Below are 15800 nucleotides of genomic sequence, written 5' to 3'. Positions count from 1 at the left end.
GGGACGATCGGCCAGGGTCGGCGCGCCCGCGTGCGTCGCAGGTCATGTCAGTGGTCCCGACCAATATTGGTGGGCGCGGCACAGGCCGAAGTGCTGGCAGGAGCCGCCTCGCGCCGTCCATAGTGGGGGACCGCCGCTTCCGGACGAACTGGGGGTCCCCACCCATGACCAGAGCTTCAGAGCCGTCCCGCAGATCCCTCCTGGCCGTGGCGGTCGCCGCGGCGGCGGCCGGCACCGCGGGTCCCGCGGCCGCGGCCACCCCGGCCAGGTCGGTGGGAGCGCCCTCAAGCTTCGTGGACAACCGCGCCTGGACCTCGTACGCCGACTGGCGGACCGGTACCGCGAAGGGCACACGGGCCGTGGCGGGCGTCCGTCCAGGCCTGGTGATCGCCACCCCGGCCGGCACCGCGGACTACACCGATCCGCACACCGGCAAGACCGCCACCTGGGAGTACGCGACCTGGACCACCCCGGTCCACCAGCTCACCGTCCCCGCCACCGAGGCCATCGTCTCCTGGAACGCGCACACCCCGGCGGGCAGTTGGCTCCAGGTCGAGCTGGCGGGCACCTACTCCGACGGCACCGCCACCCCCTGGTACGTGATGGGCCGCTGGGCGGCCGGTGACCAGGACATCAAGCGGACCTCGGTCGACGACCAGAAAGACGGCAGAAGCAGCGTCTGGACGGACACGTTCTCCCTCGACGACGCGGCCTCGGGCCTGCGCCTCGTCTCGTACCGGCTGCGACTGACCCTGTACCGCACCCCGGGCACCAGGATCACGCCCACGGTGTGGCGGCTCGGCGCGATGGGCTCCGACATCCCCGACCGCTTCACCGTCCCCGCCTCCACCCCCGGCCTGGCCCAGGAGCTGAACGTCCCGCGCTACTCCCAGGAGATCCACGCGGGCCAGTACCCCGAGTACGACAACGGCGGCGAGGCCTGGTGCAGCCCCACCTCCTCGCAGATGATCACCGAGTACTGGGGGCGCAGGCCGACGGCGGGGCAACTGGCCTGGGTCGACCCGGACTACGCCGACCCGCAGGTGTGCCACGCGGCCCGCTACACCTACGACTACCAGTACGGCGGCTGCGGCAACTGGCCCTTCAATTCCGCGTACGCGGCGACGTACAAGGACCTCCAGGGTGTGGTGACCCGGCTCGGCTCGCTCACCGACCTGGAGACGCTGATCGCCGCCGGCGTCCCGGCCATAACGTCCCAGTCGTTCCTCGAGTCCGAACTGACGGGGGCGGGTTACGGCACCTCGGGCCACCTCATGACCGTCATCGGCTTCACCGCGGACGGCGATGTGATCGCCAACGATCCGGCGTCGTCGAGCAACGACGCGGTGCGCCGCGTCTACAAGCGGCGCGAATGGGAAAACATCTGGCTCCGTACGAAGCGGTACAACGCCTCCGGGAAGGTCGTCTCCGGAACGGGCGGAGTCTGTTATCTGTACTTCCCGGCGCAGCTGTCGGCGCGGCAGCGCACGGCGCTCGCGGCGGTGGGCGTGCGGTGAGAAAGGGGCGGCCCGGTGGGGCCGCCCCGCCGGACTCGGCCGGACTCGGCCGGACTCGGCCGGACTCGGCCGGACTCGGCCGGACTCGGCCGGACTCGGCCGGACTCGGCCGGACTCGGCCGGACTCGGCCGGACTCGGCCGGACTCAGCTCTGGACCGGATTGACCACCCAGTCCGGGTGGTTGGGCATCGGCGGGGTCTTCGCGCCGTACAGCCACGGGTGCAGGAAGCCGTCGAGGTCCGTGCCCGCGACCTTCGACGCCAGATCGATGTAGTCCCGCGTACTGGCCGTCCTGCCGCGGTACGTGCTGACCCAGGCCCGCTCGATCTTCCCGAACGTCTCCTGGCCGACCTTCTCGCGCAGCGCGTACAGGACGAGCGTCGAGCCGTCGTACCGCATCCGCTTGAAGAGATTCGGCTCGGTCGGCTCGGCCGGGGCGCCGAAGTCGTGGCGCGACTGATCGTGGTTCTCGTACGCCGTCTTCATCGTGCCCTCGAAGCTCACGCCGCCGTGCGCCTCCGAGTACAGCCACTCGTAGAACCGCGCGTGGCCCTCGCTCACCCACAGGTCGGACCAGGTCTTCATGCCGACGCTGTCGCCGAGCCACTGACGTGCACCAGGTTTCGCTCGGCGCTGACCTGGTCGCCGAGCAGATCGGCCTTCGGAATCAGGGAGAGCGTCTGCGTCTCCAGGGCCACCTCCAGGTCCGTGTCACCGACGAGGAGGCCGTACCGGTCGAAGGGATACGGGCCGAGCCGCTCCTCGAGCCAGGCGATGTGGTCGGCGGTGAGCTTGCGGTACTGCTGTTGTGTGAGGAGACGCACACGCGCGGAGCACCGTTGCGGAGAACAGAGGCATTCGACGGTGGTCGAAGCGATCGGCGTGACCAAGGTCTCTACCGCTGCAACCCGATCCGGTGGCAAGGTGGTCGAGTCGGTGGGGAGCCGACGGGAGGTGGGGGAACTGCACCGCACCATTCCGTCAGCTACGTCAGTGAGAAGCCATGACCGCGACCTCCGCCACCGCCAGCCGTGTCCGCGCCCGCACCGGCGGCCCCAAGGACGACGGCCCCAAGATCCTCGAACACATCGCGGGCTGGACCTTTGTCGTGGTCCTGGCGATGCTCGTCACACAGCTCGGCCTGCTGTGAGCTGAGGTCTCGCAGGAGGGACGGAGGACGGCCCTCCAGAAGTCGGCCCTGGCAGTCGATCGGACTCGAACGAGCAGGTGGCGTCGGTCTGCCATACTGCGAGCGTCCCGCTGACAGTCGGAGACTAGGGCCGGAATTGAATCATAGTCAACAGAGCGCTGTCGACCGCCCCAGGGTGCGCGGCACCGATCGCTCACTGGCGCGTCGCGCCGAACTCATCGCCATCGGACGGAAGTTGTTCGCCGACACGTCGTACGACGCGCTGTCGATGGATGACATCGCGCGACAGGCGCGCGTCGCCAAAGGGCTGATCTACTACTACTTCAAGTCCAAGCGCGGCTACTACCTCGCCATCGTCGAGGACTCCGTCGCCGACCTGGTCTCCCGCGCGGCCGGCGGCCTCGAACTGCCCCCGGTGGAACGGGTCCATCGCTCCATCGACGGCTATCTGCGCTACGCCGAGCACAACCAGGCCGCGTACCGCACCATCATCACCGGTGGAGTCGGCTTCGACACCGAGGTGCAGGCCATCCGGGAGGGCGTGCGCGAGGTCATCGTCCAGACCATTGCCGAAGGTGCCTACGGCAGGCGCAAGATCGCGCCGCTGCCCCGGATGGCTCTGCTCGGCTGGCTCTGCAGCGTCGAGGGTGCGACGCTCGACTGGATCGGCCATCAGGAACTGCCGCGCGACACCATGCGCGAGCTGCTGGTGAAGATGCTGGGCGGCGCGATGCGTGCGGTCGAGGAGATCGACCCCTCCTATCCGGCCCCGGGGCCCGCTCGCCGGGACACCTGAGCGAGGGCGGGGATCACTCGCCCCGCCCCGACTCGGTTCGGACCCCCTTTCCCTTTCTTTTAATAAGCGGTCGTTAACTGGTGACTCGATGCCTCCGATCGGGCATACTCACAGCGCCACGGTCGCTGGTCAGGTCGTTCTCCACCCCGGAACGGCAGCATCGGCTGGGCCACGTAAGACCCGGCGGAAGGCGCCCCACCCCATAGGCCCGTCCGCCCGTGCCCGACAGGGAGGAGAGCGTCGCCATGCCCGACCGCGCCCCGCAGCCGGTGGACCGGCCATTGCCCACGGACGAGGCCCGGGATCTGATCTCGCTCGTCCGGGACATCGCACAGCGCGAGATCGCCCCCAAGGCGGCCGAGGAGGAGGACGCCGGGCACTTCCCGCGCGATGTCTTCCGCCTGCTGTCCGAGTCGGGCCTGCTCGGACTGCCCTACGACTCGGAATACGGCGGCGGCGACCAGCCGTACGAGGTCTACCTCCAGGTCCTCGAAGAGCTCGCCGCGGCCCGCCTCACCGTCGGTCTCGGCGTCAGCGTGCACTCCCTCTCCTGTCACGCCCTGGCGAACTACGGCACCAAGGAACAGCAGGTCGAGCACCTGCCCGCGATGATCGGCGGCGGCCTTCTCGGCGCGTACTGCCTCTCCGAGCCGTCCTCCGGTTCGGACGCCGCCTCCCTGCGCACCAAGGCCGTGCGGGACGATGAGGGCTGGGTGATCACGGGCACCAAGGCCTGGATCACACACGGTGGAGTCGCCGACTTCTACACCGTGCTCGCGCGCAGCGGAGGCGAGGGCGCGCGCGGAATCACCGCCTTCCTGGTGCCGGGCGACGCCGAAGGGCTGAGCGCCGCGCCGCCCGAGAAGAAGATGGGCATGAAGGGATCGCCCACCGCCCAGGTCCACTTCGACGGTGTGCGGGTCGACGACGACCGGCGCATCGGCGACGAGGGCCAGGGCTTCGCGATCGCCCTGTCCGCGCTCGACTCCGGGCGGCTGGGCATCGCGGCCTGCGCGATCGGCGTGGCCCAGGCGGCGCTGGACGAGGCGGTCGCGTACGCCACCGGGCGCGAGCAGTTCGGGCGGCCGATCTCCGACTTCCAGGGACTGCGCTTCATGCTCGCCGACATGGCGACGCAGATCGAGGCGGGCCGGGCGCTCTATCTGGCGGCGGCACGGCTGCGCGACGCGGGCCGACCGTTCTCCAAGCAGGCGGCCATGGCCAAGCTCCTGTGCACGGACACCGCGATGAGGGTCACCACGGACGCCGTCCAGGTGCTCGGCGGTTACGGCTACACCGCGGACTTCCCGGCCGAGCGCTATATGCGCGAGGCCAAGGTGCTGCAGATCGTCGAGGGCACCAACCAGATCCAGCGGATGGTCATCGCCCGTCACCTCGCGGGTCCCGACTCGCGCTGAACTGGTTCAGGCCGACCGGGGGCGCCGTCAGCCGGACCCACTCCGGGTCGTGGCGCCCCGGCAGGGTGCGACCGCGATCGGCCCAAGTGCGGATCAGGGCGCGGTAGATGGGGGGATCCTGGGGGGACGCCGGCGCCTGCTGAACCGATTCTGCCGGAGCTGGGACGAGGACCCGATGCCGACGCCCGGTCGTTGAATATGTGGGGGTCATACCGAGGCAACGCGCGGGCGGGCGGGCAGGTCACCGATCATCGGAATCGGCTGTGAGTTCGCGACGGGCCCGTACGGGGGTTTCGTCCGAGGCGCGAAATCCGGCTCCGGGTCGTCATCCGATGCACCGTCAACGGTGCTGCGCGGACGGCCGCACTCCTCAGGTGTCAACGTCAACCGCCGTGCGCACAGGGAGACCTGCTGTGCCCGGCGATCGCCCGGATGCCTTCGTCGAGTACGTCGACGCCTCGACGTGCAGCCGATGTCCCCGACGAGCACCCCGTGCGGTCACCGTCCCGCCACCGGATCCGGACATGCCGACCCCGCACCACGGCAGCCTGCGAGCCATGGTGCAGGGCAGCTACTGAAAGGGGCCGGGTGCCGGTCGCTGAGCGCTCAGTGGGCGCTCGGTGAGCGCTCGGTGAGCGCGAAGGCCGGTCAGGCGGCCTGGCGGCGCATCCCGGGGACGCGCATCGGGCGCGAGCCCGGGCCGCCGACGTGCGAGAACGGCTGGGTCCGCCAGTCGAGGCCCTGAGGGAGCGTCAACAGGAGGGCCGTGTCCTGCTCCTGAAGTTCCGTGGACTCGTCCGCGGGGCGGGCGTCGGCCGCGGCGCGGCCGGTGCCGGCGCAGACCGTGAGCCCGAACGGGTTCCACGGCGAGGCGCACAGCGCGTGCTCGGGCAGGACCTGCTCGTCCGCCAGGAGCGCGATGGGCTGGGCGCAGTCCGGGCAGATCACCCGGTACATCTCGAAGGTGTCGTAGGCGTCGAACTCCTCACCGTCGACGGCGTCCGGTTCGACGCCCTCCGGCTCGGGCTCGACGACCGACTGCGGCCGCTTGGATGCGGTACGACCAGGACGCTTAAGACTCTGCATGGGTTTCTCCCCCTCGGGTGGGCCGACAAGGCACTGCGACCTCGACCACAGCAAGCACTTCCCGTCCCGTCTCTGCGGTAATCACGAGAACATCACGGACCCGGTTGTGGCACTGTGTCGTTCGTCACATGCCGCCCGCAGGTGCCCGGCGCGGTGCATTTGTCCCCCGGGCGGCTCACAACCCGCTCCAGGCCACATCACAAACCGGGTATGACCTGCGCCGCTGAGGTATCCGGTGGGTTCAAGGGCCCTGTAGGTTCTTGCGTCATGGAGGAGCTGGACCGACAAATTGTGCAGCTGCTCGTCGCAGACGGGCGGATGAGTTACACCGACCTGGGCAAGGCCACGGGCCTGTCCACGTCCGCCGTGCATCAGCGGGTGCGCCGACTGGAGCAGCGCGGGGTCATCCGCGGCTATGCCGCGGTCGTGGACCCGGAAGCCGTCGGGCTGCCCCTGACCGCCTTCATCTCGGTGAAACCGTTCGACCCCAGCGCCCCCGACGACATCGCGGAACGCCTCGCGGGCGTGCCCGAGCTCGAGGCCTGCCACAGCGTCGCGGGCGACGAGAACTACATCCTCAAGGTGAGGGTCTCGACCCCGCACGAACTGGAGGAGCTCCTCGCCCGCCTCCGTACCCTGGCGGGCGTGTCGACGCGTACCACCGTGGTGCTGTCCACGCCGTACGAGGCGCGGCCGCCCCGGATCTGACCGCCCCGGGCATCGACCGGTCGTCGGCAGGCGCGAGACTGTTCCCCATGAGTGAGAGCACCGCCTCGTCGGACACCGTGCTGCTGCGCGGTGGAGAAGTCCACAGTCCCGCCGATCCCTTCGCCACCGCGATGGTCGTCGAACGCGGGCAGATCGCCTGGGTCGGATCGGAAGGCGCGGCAGACGCCTTCGCGGACGGGGTCGCCGAGGTCGTGGACCTCGAAGGCGCGCTGGTCACCCCGGCGTTCACCGACGCTCACGTGCACACCACCGCTACCGGGCTCGCCCTCACCGGCCTCGACCTCTCCGACGCGCCCTCCCTGGACGCGGCCCTCGCTCTCGTACGCGACTTCGCCGCCGCCCGTCCCACCGACCGGGTGCTGCTCGGGCACGGCTGGGACGCGGCCCGCTGGCCCGGCGGACGCCCCCCGACCCGCGCCGAACTCGACGCGGCGACCGGCGGACGCCCGCTGTACCTCTCCCGCATCGACGTGCACTCCGCCGCGGTCACCACCGCGCTCCTGGACCTGGTGCCGGGAGTCACGGCACGAACCGGGTACGCGCCAGACGCCCCGCTGACCCGCGACGCCCACCACGCCGTCCGCGCCGCCGCCCTCGGTGCCGTTTCCCGGGAGCAGCGCACCGAGGCCCAGCGTGCCGCGCTCGCCCACGCCGCCTCGCTCGGCATCGGATCCGTGCACGAGTGCGCGGGCCCGGACATCTCCTCCGAGGACGACTTCACCGGACTGCTGCGGCTCGCCGCCGAGGAGCCGGGCCCCCGGGTCGTGGGCTACTGGGCCGAGCGGGCCGAAGAGGGCGTCGAGAAGGCCCGGGCGCTGGGCGCGGTCGGCGCCGCGGGCGACCTCTTCGTCGACGGCTCCCTCGGCTCCTACACCGCCTGTCTGCACCAGCCGTACGCCGACGCCGACCACACCGGCACCGCCTACCTGGACGCGGCCGAGGTCGCCGCGCATGTGGTGGCATGCACCGAGGCGGGCCTCCAGGGGGGCTTCCACGCCATCGGGGACGCCGCGGTGACCACCGTGGTCGAGGGGGTGCGCGCCGCCGCCGAGAAGGTCGGCCTGGCCCGCGTCCGCGCCGCCCGGCACCGCGTCGAGCACGCCGAGATGCTCACCCCCGAGACCATCGCCGCCTTCGCCGAACTCGGCCTCACCGCCTCCGTGCAGCCCGCCTTCGACGCGCTGTGGGGCGGCGAGGACGGCATGTACGCCCAGCGCCTGGGCGCCGAGCGGGCCCGCGCCCTCAATCCCTTCGCGGGCCTGCTGCGGGCCGGTGTCCCGCTCGCCCTGGGTTCCGACAGCCCCGTCACGCCCCTCGACCCGTGGGGCACCGTCCGCGCCGCCGCCTTCCATCGCACGCCGGAGCACCGGGTGTCCGTGCGCGCCGCGTTCACGGCGCATACGCGTGGCGGCTGGCGGGCGATCGGACGGGACGACGCGGGTGTCCTGGTGCCGGGGGCGCCCGCCGACTACGCCCTGTGGCGCACCGCCGAGCTCGTCGTGCAGGCGCCGGACGACCGGGTCGCCCGCTGGTCCACCGACCCCCGCTCCGGCACCCCCGGGCTGCCGGATCTGAGCCCCGGTGGCGACCTGCCCGTGTGTCTGCGCACCGTCGTCGGCGGTCGGACGGTTTTCGTACGGCCGGGCGAGTGATCTCCCAGGGCGGCGCGGTGGTGATCGACCACCGCCGCCGCGTCGCGCGACCTGCGAATCCCCCGGGCTGACCAGCTGAGAGGCGAGGAAGTCGCAGGTCGGACGGCTGTTGACAGTTGGCCGCGGGTGGCCGGTAGGTTCGGCCGGGTCCACCACCGGACGTCCGACCGGAGAACTTCCAGGCAGTCGCCGGAGTGCCGCTGGGTCAGGGGTGGTGTGCCGCACCGGCGCACCACCACTGGGAGCCAGGCTCAGCGCTCGCGCCACGGCGAGGGAACGTTCGTGCCTGTCGGCAGGGTGTGACCCGGGTGGGGCCCGGACGTCCAGTAGACAACGGCTTTCGGTCGACCCGCAGCCAGCGGGTCCCTGGTCGGCCCGAAGGGCGCCGGGCCCCGATCCGCAGCGCGGTGCGCCGCCGCGGGAAGCACGCTCCTACCCGGCTCTTGGCGATTCGACACCCTCTTACTCCTGCGCCGACGCGTCAGCGCAGGCTGCGGCCACTATGGTGGACCCCTGCGTACGGACATGAAGGGGCAGTAGTGAACGACGGCGACGGGACCCTCGCGGCAGGAGCCCAGGGGAGGCGGTTCGGCCCGCTCGGCACGGCCTTGGTGATCATCCCGACCTATAACGAGGCGGAGAACATCAAGAAGATCGTCCGCCGGGTACGTGCCTCGGTGCCCGATGCACACGTTCTTGTGGCGGACGACAACAGCCCCGACGGCACGGGCAAGCTCGCCGACGAACTGGCGGTCGAGGACGACCACGTCCAGGTGCTGCACCGCAAGGGCAAGGAAGGCCTGGGTGCCGCGTATCTCGCGGGCTTCCGCTGGGGCCTGGAGCACGGCTACGGCGTCCTCGTCGAGATGGACGCCGACGGCTCGCACCAGCCGGAGGAGCTGCCCCGGCTGCTGACCGCCCTCAAGGGCGCCGACCTCGTGCTGGGTTCGCGCTGGGTGCCGGGCGGACGCGTCGTGAACTGGCCCAAGTCCCGCGAGTTCATCTCACGCGGCGGCAGCCTCTACTCGCGTCTCATGCTCGACGTACCGATCCGGGACGTCACGGGTGGCTACCGCGCCTTCCGCCGCGAGACCCTGGAGGGGCTAGGCCTCGGCGAGGTCGCCTCCCAGGGGTACTGCTTCCAGGTGGACCTGGCTCGGCGCGCGGTCAAGGCGGGCTGTCACGTGGTCGAAGTCCCCATCACGTTCGTCGAGCGGGAATTCGGCGACTCCAAGATGAGCCGCGACATCCTCGTGGAGGCCCTGTGGCGGGTCACCACATGGGGCGTGGGGGAGCGGGTGGGCCGGATCGGCGGGCGGAGGCCCTCCTGACCCGGGGTTTTCGTTCCAGCCGACACAGGGACTTCGATCCACAGCTGCTGTTGATCATCCGCTTATCCCGTACTGAGGCGCACCCAGGCACACTGGGTGCATGACGACTGGCGCACCGACTCCCACGTACCCCGCCCGGCCGCGGCGTTCCCGGCTGCGCACCTTCCTGCCGCTCGGCATCGCCGCCTGGCTGGTGCTGGAGATCTGGCTGTTGACCGTGGTCGCGGCTGCGGCGGGCGGCGGCGCCGTGTTTCTTCTGATCGTCGCCGGGTTCGTGCTGGGCGCCGTGGTCATCAAGCGGGCCGGCCGACGGGCCTTCCGCAACCTCAGCGAGACGCTGCAACAGCAGCAGAACGGCGTGACCCCGACGAGCGGGGGCGGCAATGGCAACGGGCTGATGATGCTCGGCGGCCTCCTCCTGATGCTCCCCGGGCTCATCTCGGACGCCCTGGGCCTGCTCCTGCTGGTCCCGCCGCTCCAGAAGGCCCTGAGCCGCTACACCGAGCGCACCATCGAACGCAAGATCCGCGAGGCCGCCCCCGGCACCGTCGGCGGCGTCTTCCAGCAGACCCGCATCCACCGCCCCGACGGCAAGGTGGTTCAGGGCGAGGTCATCAGGGACGAGGGCCCGCAGGCCCCGAACGCGCAGCCGGGCCCGCACCCACCGCTGACCCACTGATCGCTGGGGCGGGCTCGGACATCCAGCCCGTCCGGCGCTCGAGGACGAGCCCGCCAGGGCGAAGCGGGGTCTGGGGCGGCGGCCCCAGGACGGGCCGCCCCACCATCCCGCACCCGCACGCACCACCGCCGCGCGATTCCGCACCACCGCCGCCGCGCACCACGCACAAAGCCGCAGACCTCGTACCCAGAAGGTACGGCGCCTGCGGCTCCGTGCGTGGTATGCCACCCAACCCCCGGAGGGGTTACGCGGACTTGCGGCTGTCCCGCGGATGCACCGCGATGTTCATCGCGCCGGAGCGCAGGACGGCCAGGCGCTCCTCGAGGACCTCTTCGAGTTCCTCTCGGGTGCGCCGCTCCATCAGCATGTCCCAATGCGTACGCGCGGGCTTGGCCTTCTTTTCCTCAGGGCCGTCGCCGTCCACCAGGAGTGCCTGCGCCCCGCAGACCTTGCACTCCCACTCCGGCGGGATCTCCGCCTCGACCGAGAAGGGCATCTCAAACCGATGCCCCTTCTCGCATGCGTACTCCACGGCCTGGCGCGGGGCCAGGTCGATGCCGCGGTCCGTCTCGTAGCTGGTCACCACGAGGCGCGTGCCGCGAAGAGCTCGCTCACTCATGAATCGTGCCTCCCGGGCTTGTCGCCCACAGGACAGGTGTCGCTGTCGTCGTCATCCGGTCAACGTCCGGTCGGCGGTAAAGATTCCCGTTCCGGGTCATGCTCGCCGTCGTAGCCGCCCCTTGTTGTACCCACCTGCGCCCGGTTTGTCACATCTGACAGCAGATGTCACCCAGCGTTTCGGCTTCTTTGACGCGCAGTAACGGTACGCCTGGCAGGCCAAACGCGTACACTACCGGCCTTTGGCCTCGGGCGCTAAATCCTGTCCGGTACGGGATTGCCGGCGTCCCGCACCGCTGCTCGCACCGGAACCCGTGCGAGCAGCACAAAACCGATGACGAAGAAGGCCACCAGGGAGAGGATCGCGTCCCGATAACTTCCCGTCAGCTGGTAGGTCAGCCCGAACAGAAGCGGGCCCAGCCAGCTCATGCCCCGGTCGCTCATCTCGTACGCGGAGAAGTACTCGGCCTCCTTCCCGCTCGGCACCAGATGCGAGAACAGCGAGCGCGACAGCGCCTGGCTGCCGCCCAGGACGAGGCCGATACCGGCGGCCAGGACGAAGAACCAGAAGGGCGCGCCCGCGGGCAGGAAGTACCCGGCGCCGAGCGTCACGGTCCAGGCGACGAGGGAGCCGAGAATCGTGCGCTTGGCGCCATAGGTGCGTGCCAGCCGTCCCATGCCCAGGGCGCCCACGACCGCGAGCAGCTGGACCAGCAGCACGGCGACGATCAGGGTCGACTGGCTGAGCCCCAGCTCCTCGGACCCGTACAGCGAAGCCTGCGAGATGACCGTCTGGATGCCGTCGTTGTAGACGAGATAGGCGAGCAGGAAGGCGAGGGTGAGCGGTTTGCCACGCATGTCGCGCACGGTGGCCGCCAGCTGCCGCCAGCCCGGCACGGAGGCCTTCCCGGACGGTGCCGCACGGCGATCGCGCAGCCGTTTGAGCGGTACGAGGGTGAAGGCGCCCCACCAGACGCCCGCGGAGGCCAGACAGATGCGGACGGCCGTCGACTCGGAGATGCCGAAGGAGTCGTGGGCCGTGAACAGGATCAGGTTCACGACCAGAACCAGTGAACCCGCCGCGTAACCGAAGGCCCAGCCGCGGGACGAGACCGCGTCGCGCTCCTCGGGCGGGGCGATCTGCGGCAGATAGGAGTTGTAGAGGACCATCGACACGGCCACCGAGGCATTGGCGACGATCAACAGCAGGCCGCCGAGCAGATAGCGGTCGCCGGCCAGGAAGAACATGCCCGTGGTGGCCGCGGCGCCCACATAGGCGGAGGCCGCGAGGAGCGGCTTCCTGCGGCCGGTGCGGTCGGCGGCCGCGCCCGCGATCGGCATCACGAAGATCGACAGGATGACGGATGCCGAGACCGAGTACGCGAAGAAGGAGCCGGCCCGGATCGGGATGCCCAGAGGGTGCACAAAACCGTCCGCGTCCGCCGCGTGCTTGGCGACCGACGTCAGATAGGGGCCCAGGAACACGGTGAGCACGCTCGTCGAGTAGACGGAGCACGCCCAGTCGTAGAAGTACCAGCCACGCTGCTCGCGCCGCCGGTCGGCGGCCTCCTGGGCCGCCTGTGCCCGCACGGTGTCGGTGCCCACCCGTGCCCTCGCTTCCCCGTGAACGGGCCGCGCGAGAGGGCTCAGACCCAGGTGCCCCGGTCCTCCAGGACCCTGCGCAGCGTGTCGATGTGATCGGTCATGATGCCATCGACTCCCAGGTCCAGGAGCCGGTGCATGTGATCCGCCTCGTTCACCGTCCACACGTGCACCTGCAGCCCGCGCGCGTGGGCGGCGCGCAGAAAGCGCCGGTCGACCACCGGCACGCCCGACTGGGACTCGGGCACCTGGGCGGCGATCGCCGAGTCGCGCAGCGCCGCCGGTATGCCGTACGAGCGCAGCCGAAGCCCCAGGACGCCCTTGGTGCCGTACGAGGTGGCCAGGCGCGGTCCGGCCAGGCGCTGGGCCCGGAAGACCCGCGCCTCGGAGAAGGAGCCGACGCAGACGCGGTCCCAGGCGTCGGTGCGGCCGATCAGGTTGAGCAGGGGATGGAGGGCGGGTTCGGCCTTGACGTCGACGTTCCAGCGCACGTCGGGGAAGGTCTCCAGGAGCTCTTCGAAGAGGGGCAACGGTTCCTTGCCCGCCACGCGCGCGTGGCGCACGTCTGCCCAGGGAAGGTCCGCGATCCGGCCCACGCCGTCCGTCACCCGGTCGAGGGTCGCGTCGTGGAAGGCGACGAGCTTGCCGTCCGCCGTCGCGTGCACATCCGTCTCGATGTAGCGGTAGCCCGCCTCCACCGCGTGCCGGAACTGGGCGACGGTGTTCTCCAGGCCGTCCGCGGCCCCGCCCCGGTGGGCGAAGGCGATCGGGCCGGGGTGGTCGAGGTACGGATGGCGTATGCGCATGCTCACCCAGGCAGTATCGCGCGCTCGGGTTGACCGACGGCAACGACCGTGCTGCCCCCCGGTGCCGGGCGAACGGCGAAAACACGCAGGAAGAGCTGGGCGAGAGGGCCGATCGCGACGGCGTACAGCACCGTGCCGATGCCGACCGTGCCGCCGAGCGCGAAGCCGGTCGCGACGACCGCCAGTTCGAGGGCGGTGCGCACCAGCCGGATCGAGCGGCCCGTACGCCGGTGCAGGCCCGTCATCAGGCCGTCGCGCGGACCCGGACCGAAGCTGGCCGATATGTAGAGGCCCGTCGCCACGCCGTTCAGCAGGATGCCTGCCAGGAGCAGCGGAATCCGTACGGCCAGGGCGTGCGCGCCCGGCACCAGGGCGAGCGTGCCGTCCATGGCGATGCCGACCACGAAGACGTTCGAGACCGTGCCGAGGCCCGGGCGCTGGCGCAGCGGGATCCACAGGAGCAGCACCGCCGCGCCCACGATGATCGACACCACGCCGATCGTCAGGCCGGTCAGCTCGGCGAGTCCCTGGTGCAGTACGTTCCAGGGCTCCAGACCGAGGCCCGACTCCACGAGCAGGGCCGAACTCGCGCCGTACAGCGCCAGGCCGACGTACAGCTGGACGAGCCGACGGGGGAGCCGCGCGGACTCCGTGCGTGTGGACTCGGATCGTATGGACAAGAGATGCCCCCCGGTGGTGGTAGTGGCCTGACGCGTGACATTCTGTGGCTTGGTAGAAGATGCCATCCAAGGCCAATCCGGGATAGGTGGACTGGAAATCATGGCGCAGTGGACTTCGGCAGTGGGTGCCGCGCAGCTCGCTCGGTTGCTCAACTCCCAGCAGGAACGCCCCGCGGGGCCCGGCACGCGCCGTCCGCCCGCCTATCGAGCGCTCGCCGACGGCATCCGGTTGCTCGTGCTGGAAGGCCGGGTTCCGGTCGCCGCGCGGTTGCCCGCGGAGCGGGAGCTCGCCCTGTCCCTGTCCGTCAGCCGTACGACGGTCGCCGCGGCCTACGAGGCACTGCGCGGCGAAGGCTTCCTGGAGTCCCGCCGGGGAGCGGGCAGTTGGACCGCCGTGCCGGCCGGGAACCCGCTGCCCGCGCGCGGTCTGGAACCGCTGCCGCCCGAGGCCCTCGGCTCCGTGATCGACCTCGGCTGTGCGGCGCTTCCCGCGCCCGAGCCGTGGCTCACCCGTGCCGTGCAGGGGGCCCTGGAGGAGCTGCCGCCGTACGCGCACACGCACGGCGACTATCCGGCGGGGCTGCCCGCACTGCGCGAGATGATCGCGGAGGGGTACACCGCGCGCGGCATTCCGACCATGCCCGAGCAGATCATGGTGACGACCGGCGCGATGGGCGCGATGGACGCCATCTGTCATCTCTTCGCCGGGCGCGGTGAGCGCATCGCGGTCGAGTCGCCCTCGTACGCCAACATCCTCCAGCTGATGCGGGAGGCCGGCGCCCGGCTGGTGCCCGTCGCCATGGCCGAGGGACTCGCCGGGTGGGACATGGACCGCTGGCGGCAGGTGCTGCGGGACTCGGCGCCCCGGCTTGCCTACGTCGTCGCCGACTTCCACAACCCGACCGGCGCCCTCGCTGACGAGGACCAGCGCCGTAGCCTCGTGGACGCGGCCCGCTCCGCCGGGACCGTGCTGGTCGTCGACGAGACGATGAGCGAGCTGCACCTGGACGAAGGGGTGGAGATGCCACGTCCCGTCTGCGGCTTCGACCCCGCCGGGTCCACCGTCATCACCGTCGGGTCCGCGAGCAAGGCGTTCTGGGCGGGGATGCGGATCGGATGGGTGCGGGCGGCCCCTGAAGTGATCCGCAGCCTTGTCTCCGCGCGTGCGTATGCGGACCTCGGCACGCCGGTGCTGGAACAGCTCGCCGTCAACTGGCTCTTCAGCACCGGGGGTTGGGAACGAGCTGTCGAGATCCGGCGTGAGCAGGCCCGGAACAACCGGGACGCGCTCGTCGCCGCCGTACGCCGGGAGCTGCCCGACTGGGAGTTCTCGGTTCCGCGGGGCGGGTTGACGTTGTGGGTACGGACCGGGGGGTTGTCGGGGTCGCGGCTCGCCGAGGCGGGGGAGCGGGTGGGGGTGCGGGTCCCCTCCGGGCCGCGGTTCGGGGTGGACGGGGCCTTCGAGGGGTATGTGCGGCTGCCGTTCACCGTGGGGGGTGCGGTGGCTGAGGAGGCGGCGGTGAGGTTGGCCGCGGCGGCGCGGCTGGTGGAGACGGGGGGAACTGGGGGGAGTGAGGCGCCGCGCATGTTCGTGGCTTAGAAGTCATCTCATTTGGCCGGGTAAGCTGCCGGTCGTGGCAGGGATCGTTGAGCGGCTGGTGCCGGACGAGTTGTGGGAACTGTTCCAGCGGGTGGTGCCGGAGGCGCCGTCGCGGCCTCAGGGCGGTGGCCGGCG

The 15800-nt window shown here is 70.9% G+C and carries 16 protein-coding genes; 9 read left to right on the top strand and 7 right to left on the bottom strand.

Annotated elements, in window-relative coordinates; all coding sequences use genetic code 11:
- The first annotated feature begins 164 nt into the window (after positions 1-164).
- Positions 165-1517, top strand: a complete 1353-nt coding sequence (locus ACX28W_RS01985) for a peptidase C39 family protein (protein ID WP_458997006.1) — start codon at positions 165-167, stop codon at positions 1515-1517.
- Between the two features lie 145 nt (positions 1518-1662).
- Here ACX28W_RS01985 and ACX28W_RS01980 read toward each other — a convergent pair whose 3' ends face one another.
- Positions 1663-2103, bottom strand: coding sequence for a M1 family aminopeptidase (locus tag ACX28W_RS01980; protein ID WP_458997005.1), 441 nt, complete (start codon positions 2101-2103; stop codon positions 1663-1665).
- A complete protein-coding gene (locus ACX28W_RS01975; RefSeq protein ID WP_458997004.1) occupies positions 2100-2342 on the bottom strand; it encodes a hypothetical protein in 243 nt (80 codons plus the stop codon). The genes ACX28W_RS01980 and ACX28W_RS01975 overlap by 4 nt, the downstream gene beginning before the upstream one ends.
- Positions 2343-2521: 179 nt before the next feature.
- On the opposite strand from ACX28W_RS01975, the gene ACX28W_RS01970 reads away from it, so the two are divergent.
- From ACX28W_RS01970 to ACX28W_RS01960, 3 genes are all read left to right on the top strand, one after another.
- A complete protein-coding gene (locus ACX28W_RS01970; RefSeq protein WP_362070059.1) occupies positions 2522-2668 on the top strand; it encodes an SCO1431 family membrane protein in 147 nt (48 codons plus the stop codon).
- A gap of 136 nt (positions 2669-2804) precedes the next feature.
- Entirely contained in the window at positions 2805-3464 is a 660-nt protein-coding gene (locus ACX28W_RS01965) for a TetR/AcrR family transcriptional regulator (RefSeq protein ID WP_458997003.1), read from the top strand.
- A gap of 245 nt (positions 3465-3709) precedes the next feature.
- Complete coding sequence (locus tag ACX28W_RS01960) at positions 3710-4882, top strand: acyl-CoA dehydrogenase family protein (protein ID WP_458997002.1); 1173 nt, start codon at positions 3710-3712, stop codon at positions 4880-4882.
- A 648-nt stretch (positions 4883-5530) separates the two neighbouring features.
- On the opposite strand, the gene ACX28W_RS01955 is transcribed toward ACX28W_RS01960, so the two are convergent.
- On the bottom strand, positions 5531-5968 hold the full coding sequence (locus ACX28W_RS01955; RefSeq protein WP_458997001.1) for a hypothetical protein: 438 nt from the start codon (positions 5966-5968) through the stop codon (positions 5531-5533).
- A gap of 267 nt (positions 5969-6235) precedes the next feature.
- Between ACX28W_RS01955 and ACX28W_RS01950 the strand changes: the two genes are divergently transcribed.
- The 4 genes from ACX28W_RS01950 to fxsA all read left to right on the top strand — a co-directional run bounded on the left by ACX28W_RS01950 (position 6236) and on the right by fxsA (position 10359).
- A complete protein-coding gene (locus ACX28W_RS01950) occupies positions 6236-6676 on the top strand; it encodes an Lrp/AsnC family transcriptional regulator (protein ID WP_266824639.1) in 441 nt (146 codons plus the stop codon).
- A 47-nt stretch (positions 6677-6723) separates the two neighbouring features.
- On the top strand, positions 6724-8349 hold the full coding sequence (locus ACX28W_RS01945) for an amidohydrolase (RefSeq protein ID WP_458997000.1): 1626 nt from the start codon (positions 6724-6726) through the stop codon (positions 8347-8349).
- Positions 8350-8888: 539 nt separating this feature from the next.
- A complete protein-coding gene (locus ACX28W_RS01940) occupies positions 8889-9680 on the top strand; it encodes a polyprenol monophosphomannose synthase (protein ID WP_458996999.1) in 792 nt (263 codons plus the stop codon).
- Positions 9681-9780: 100 nt separating this feature from the next.
- Positions 9781-10359, top strand: a complete 579-nt coding sequence (gene fxsA, locus ACX28W_RS01935; RefSeq protein WP_458996998.1) for an FxsA family membrane protein — start codon at positions 9781-9783, stop codon at positions 10357-10359.
- Positions 10360-10603: 244 nt separating this feature from the next.
- Here fxsA and ACX28W_RS01930 read toward each other — a convergent pair whose 3' ends face one another.
- From ACX28W_RS01930 to yczE, 4 genes are all read right to left on the bottom strand, one after another.
- Positions 10604-10978, bottom strand: a complete 375-nt coding sequence (locus ACX28W_RS01930) for an RNA polymerase-binding protein RbpA (RefSeq protein ID WP_003977404.1) — start codon at positions 10976-10978, stop codon at positions 10604-10606.
- A gap of 254 nt (positions 10979-11232) precedes the next feature.
- Complete coding sequence (locus tag ACX28W_RS01925; RefSeq protein WP_458996997.1) at positions 11233-12582, bottom strand: MFS transporter; 1350 nt, start codon at positions 12580-12582, stop codon at positions 11233-11235.
- Positions 12583-12623: 41 nt separating this feature from the next.
- Positions 12624-13391, bottom strand: coding sequence for a glycerophosphodiester phosphodiesterase (locus ACX28W_RS01920; RefSeq protein WP_458996996.1), 768 nt, complete (start codon positions 13389-13391; stop codon positions 12624-12626).
- Positions 13388-14131, bottom strand: coding sequence for a membrane protein YczE (gene yczE / locus ACX28W_RS01915; RefSeq protein ID WP_458996995.1), 744 nt, complete (start codon positions 14129-14131; stop codon positions 13388-13390). Before yczE ends, ACX28W_RS01920 begins: the two co-directional genes overlap by 4 nt.
- Positions 14132-14165: 34 nt before the next feature.
- Between yczE and ACX28W_RS01910 the strand changes: the two genes are divergently transcribed.
- Positions 14166-15665 (top strand): SCO1417 family PLP biosynthesis transcription factor, encoded by a 1500-nt coding sequence (locus ACX28W_RS01910; protein ID WP_458996994.1) that lies wholly within the window; start codon positions 14166-14168, stop codon positions 15663-15665.
- Positions 15666-15800: the final 135 nt, after the last annotated feature.

The sequence above is a fragment of the Streptomyces sp. SD15 genome (genome assembly GCF_054462255.1).
The sequence above is the reverse complement of the archived record's forward strand: the minus strand, read 5'-3'. Positions and strand labels throughout refer to the sequence as shown.

What these genes read in the sequence shown, in the direction of transcription:
- ACX28W_RS01985 (WP_458997006.1), top strand. Translation starts at nt 165, where the DNA reads ATGACCAGAGCTTCAGAGCCGTCCCGCAGATCCCTCCTGGCCGTGGCG.
- ACX28W_RS01980 (WP_458997005.1), bottom strand. Translation starts at nt 2,103, where the DNA reads ATGAAGACCTGGTCCGACCTGTGGGTGAGCGAGGGCCACGCGCGGTTC.
- ACX28W_RS01970 (WP_362070059.1), top strand. Translation starts at nt 2,522, where the DNA reads ATGACCGCGACCTCCGCCACCGCCAGCCGTGTCCGCGCCCGCACCGGC.
- ACX28W_RS01960 (WP_458997002.1), top strand. Translation starts at nt 3,710, where the DNA reads ATGCCCGACCGCGCCCCGCAGCCGGTGGACCGGCCATTGCCCACGGAC.
- ACX28W_RS01955 (WP_458997001.1), bottom strand. Translation starts at nt 5,968, where the DNA reads ATGCAGAGTCTTAAGCGTCCTGGTCGTACCGCATCCAAGCGGCCGCAG.
- ACX28W_RS01950 (WP_266824639.1), top strand. Translation starts at nt 6,236, where the DNA reads ATGGAGGAGCTGGACCGACAAATTGTGCAGCTGCTCGTCGCAGACGGG.
- ACX28W_RS01945 (WP_458997000.1), top strand. Translation starts at nt 6,724, where the DNA reads ATGAGTGAGAGCACCGCCTCGTCGGACACCGTGCTGCTGCGCGGTGGA.
- fxsA (WP_458996998.1), top strand. Translation starts at nt 9,781, where the DNA reads ATGACGACTGGCGCACCGACTCCCACGTACCCCGCCCGGCCGCGGCGT.
- ACX28W_RS01930 (WP_003977404.1), bottom strand. Translation starts at nt 10,978, where the DNA reads ATGAGTGAGCGAGCTCTTCGCGGCACGCGCCTCGTGGTGACCAGCTAC.
- yczE (WP_458996995.1), bottom strand. Translation starts at nt 14,131, where the DNA reads ATGGCATCTTCTACCAAGCCACAGAATGTCACGCGTCAGGCCACTACC.
- ACX28W_RS01910 (WP_458996994.1), top strand. Translation starts at nt 14,166, where the DNA reads ATGGCGCAGTGGACTTCGGCAGTGGGTGCCGCGCAGCTCGCTCGGTTG.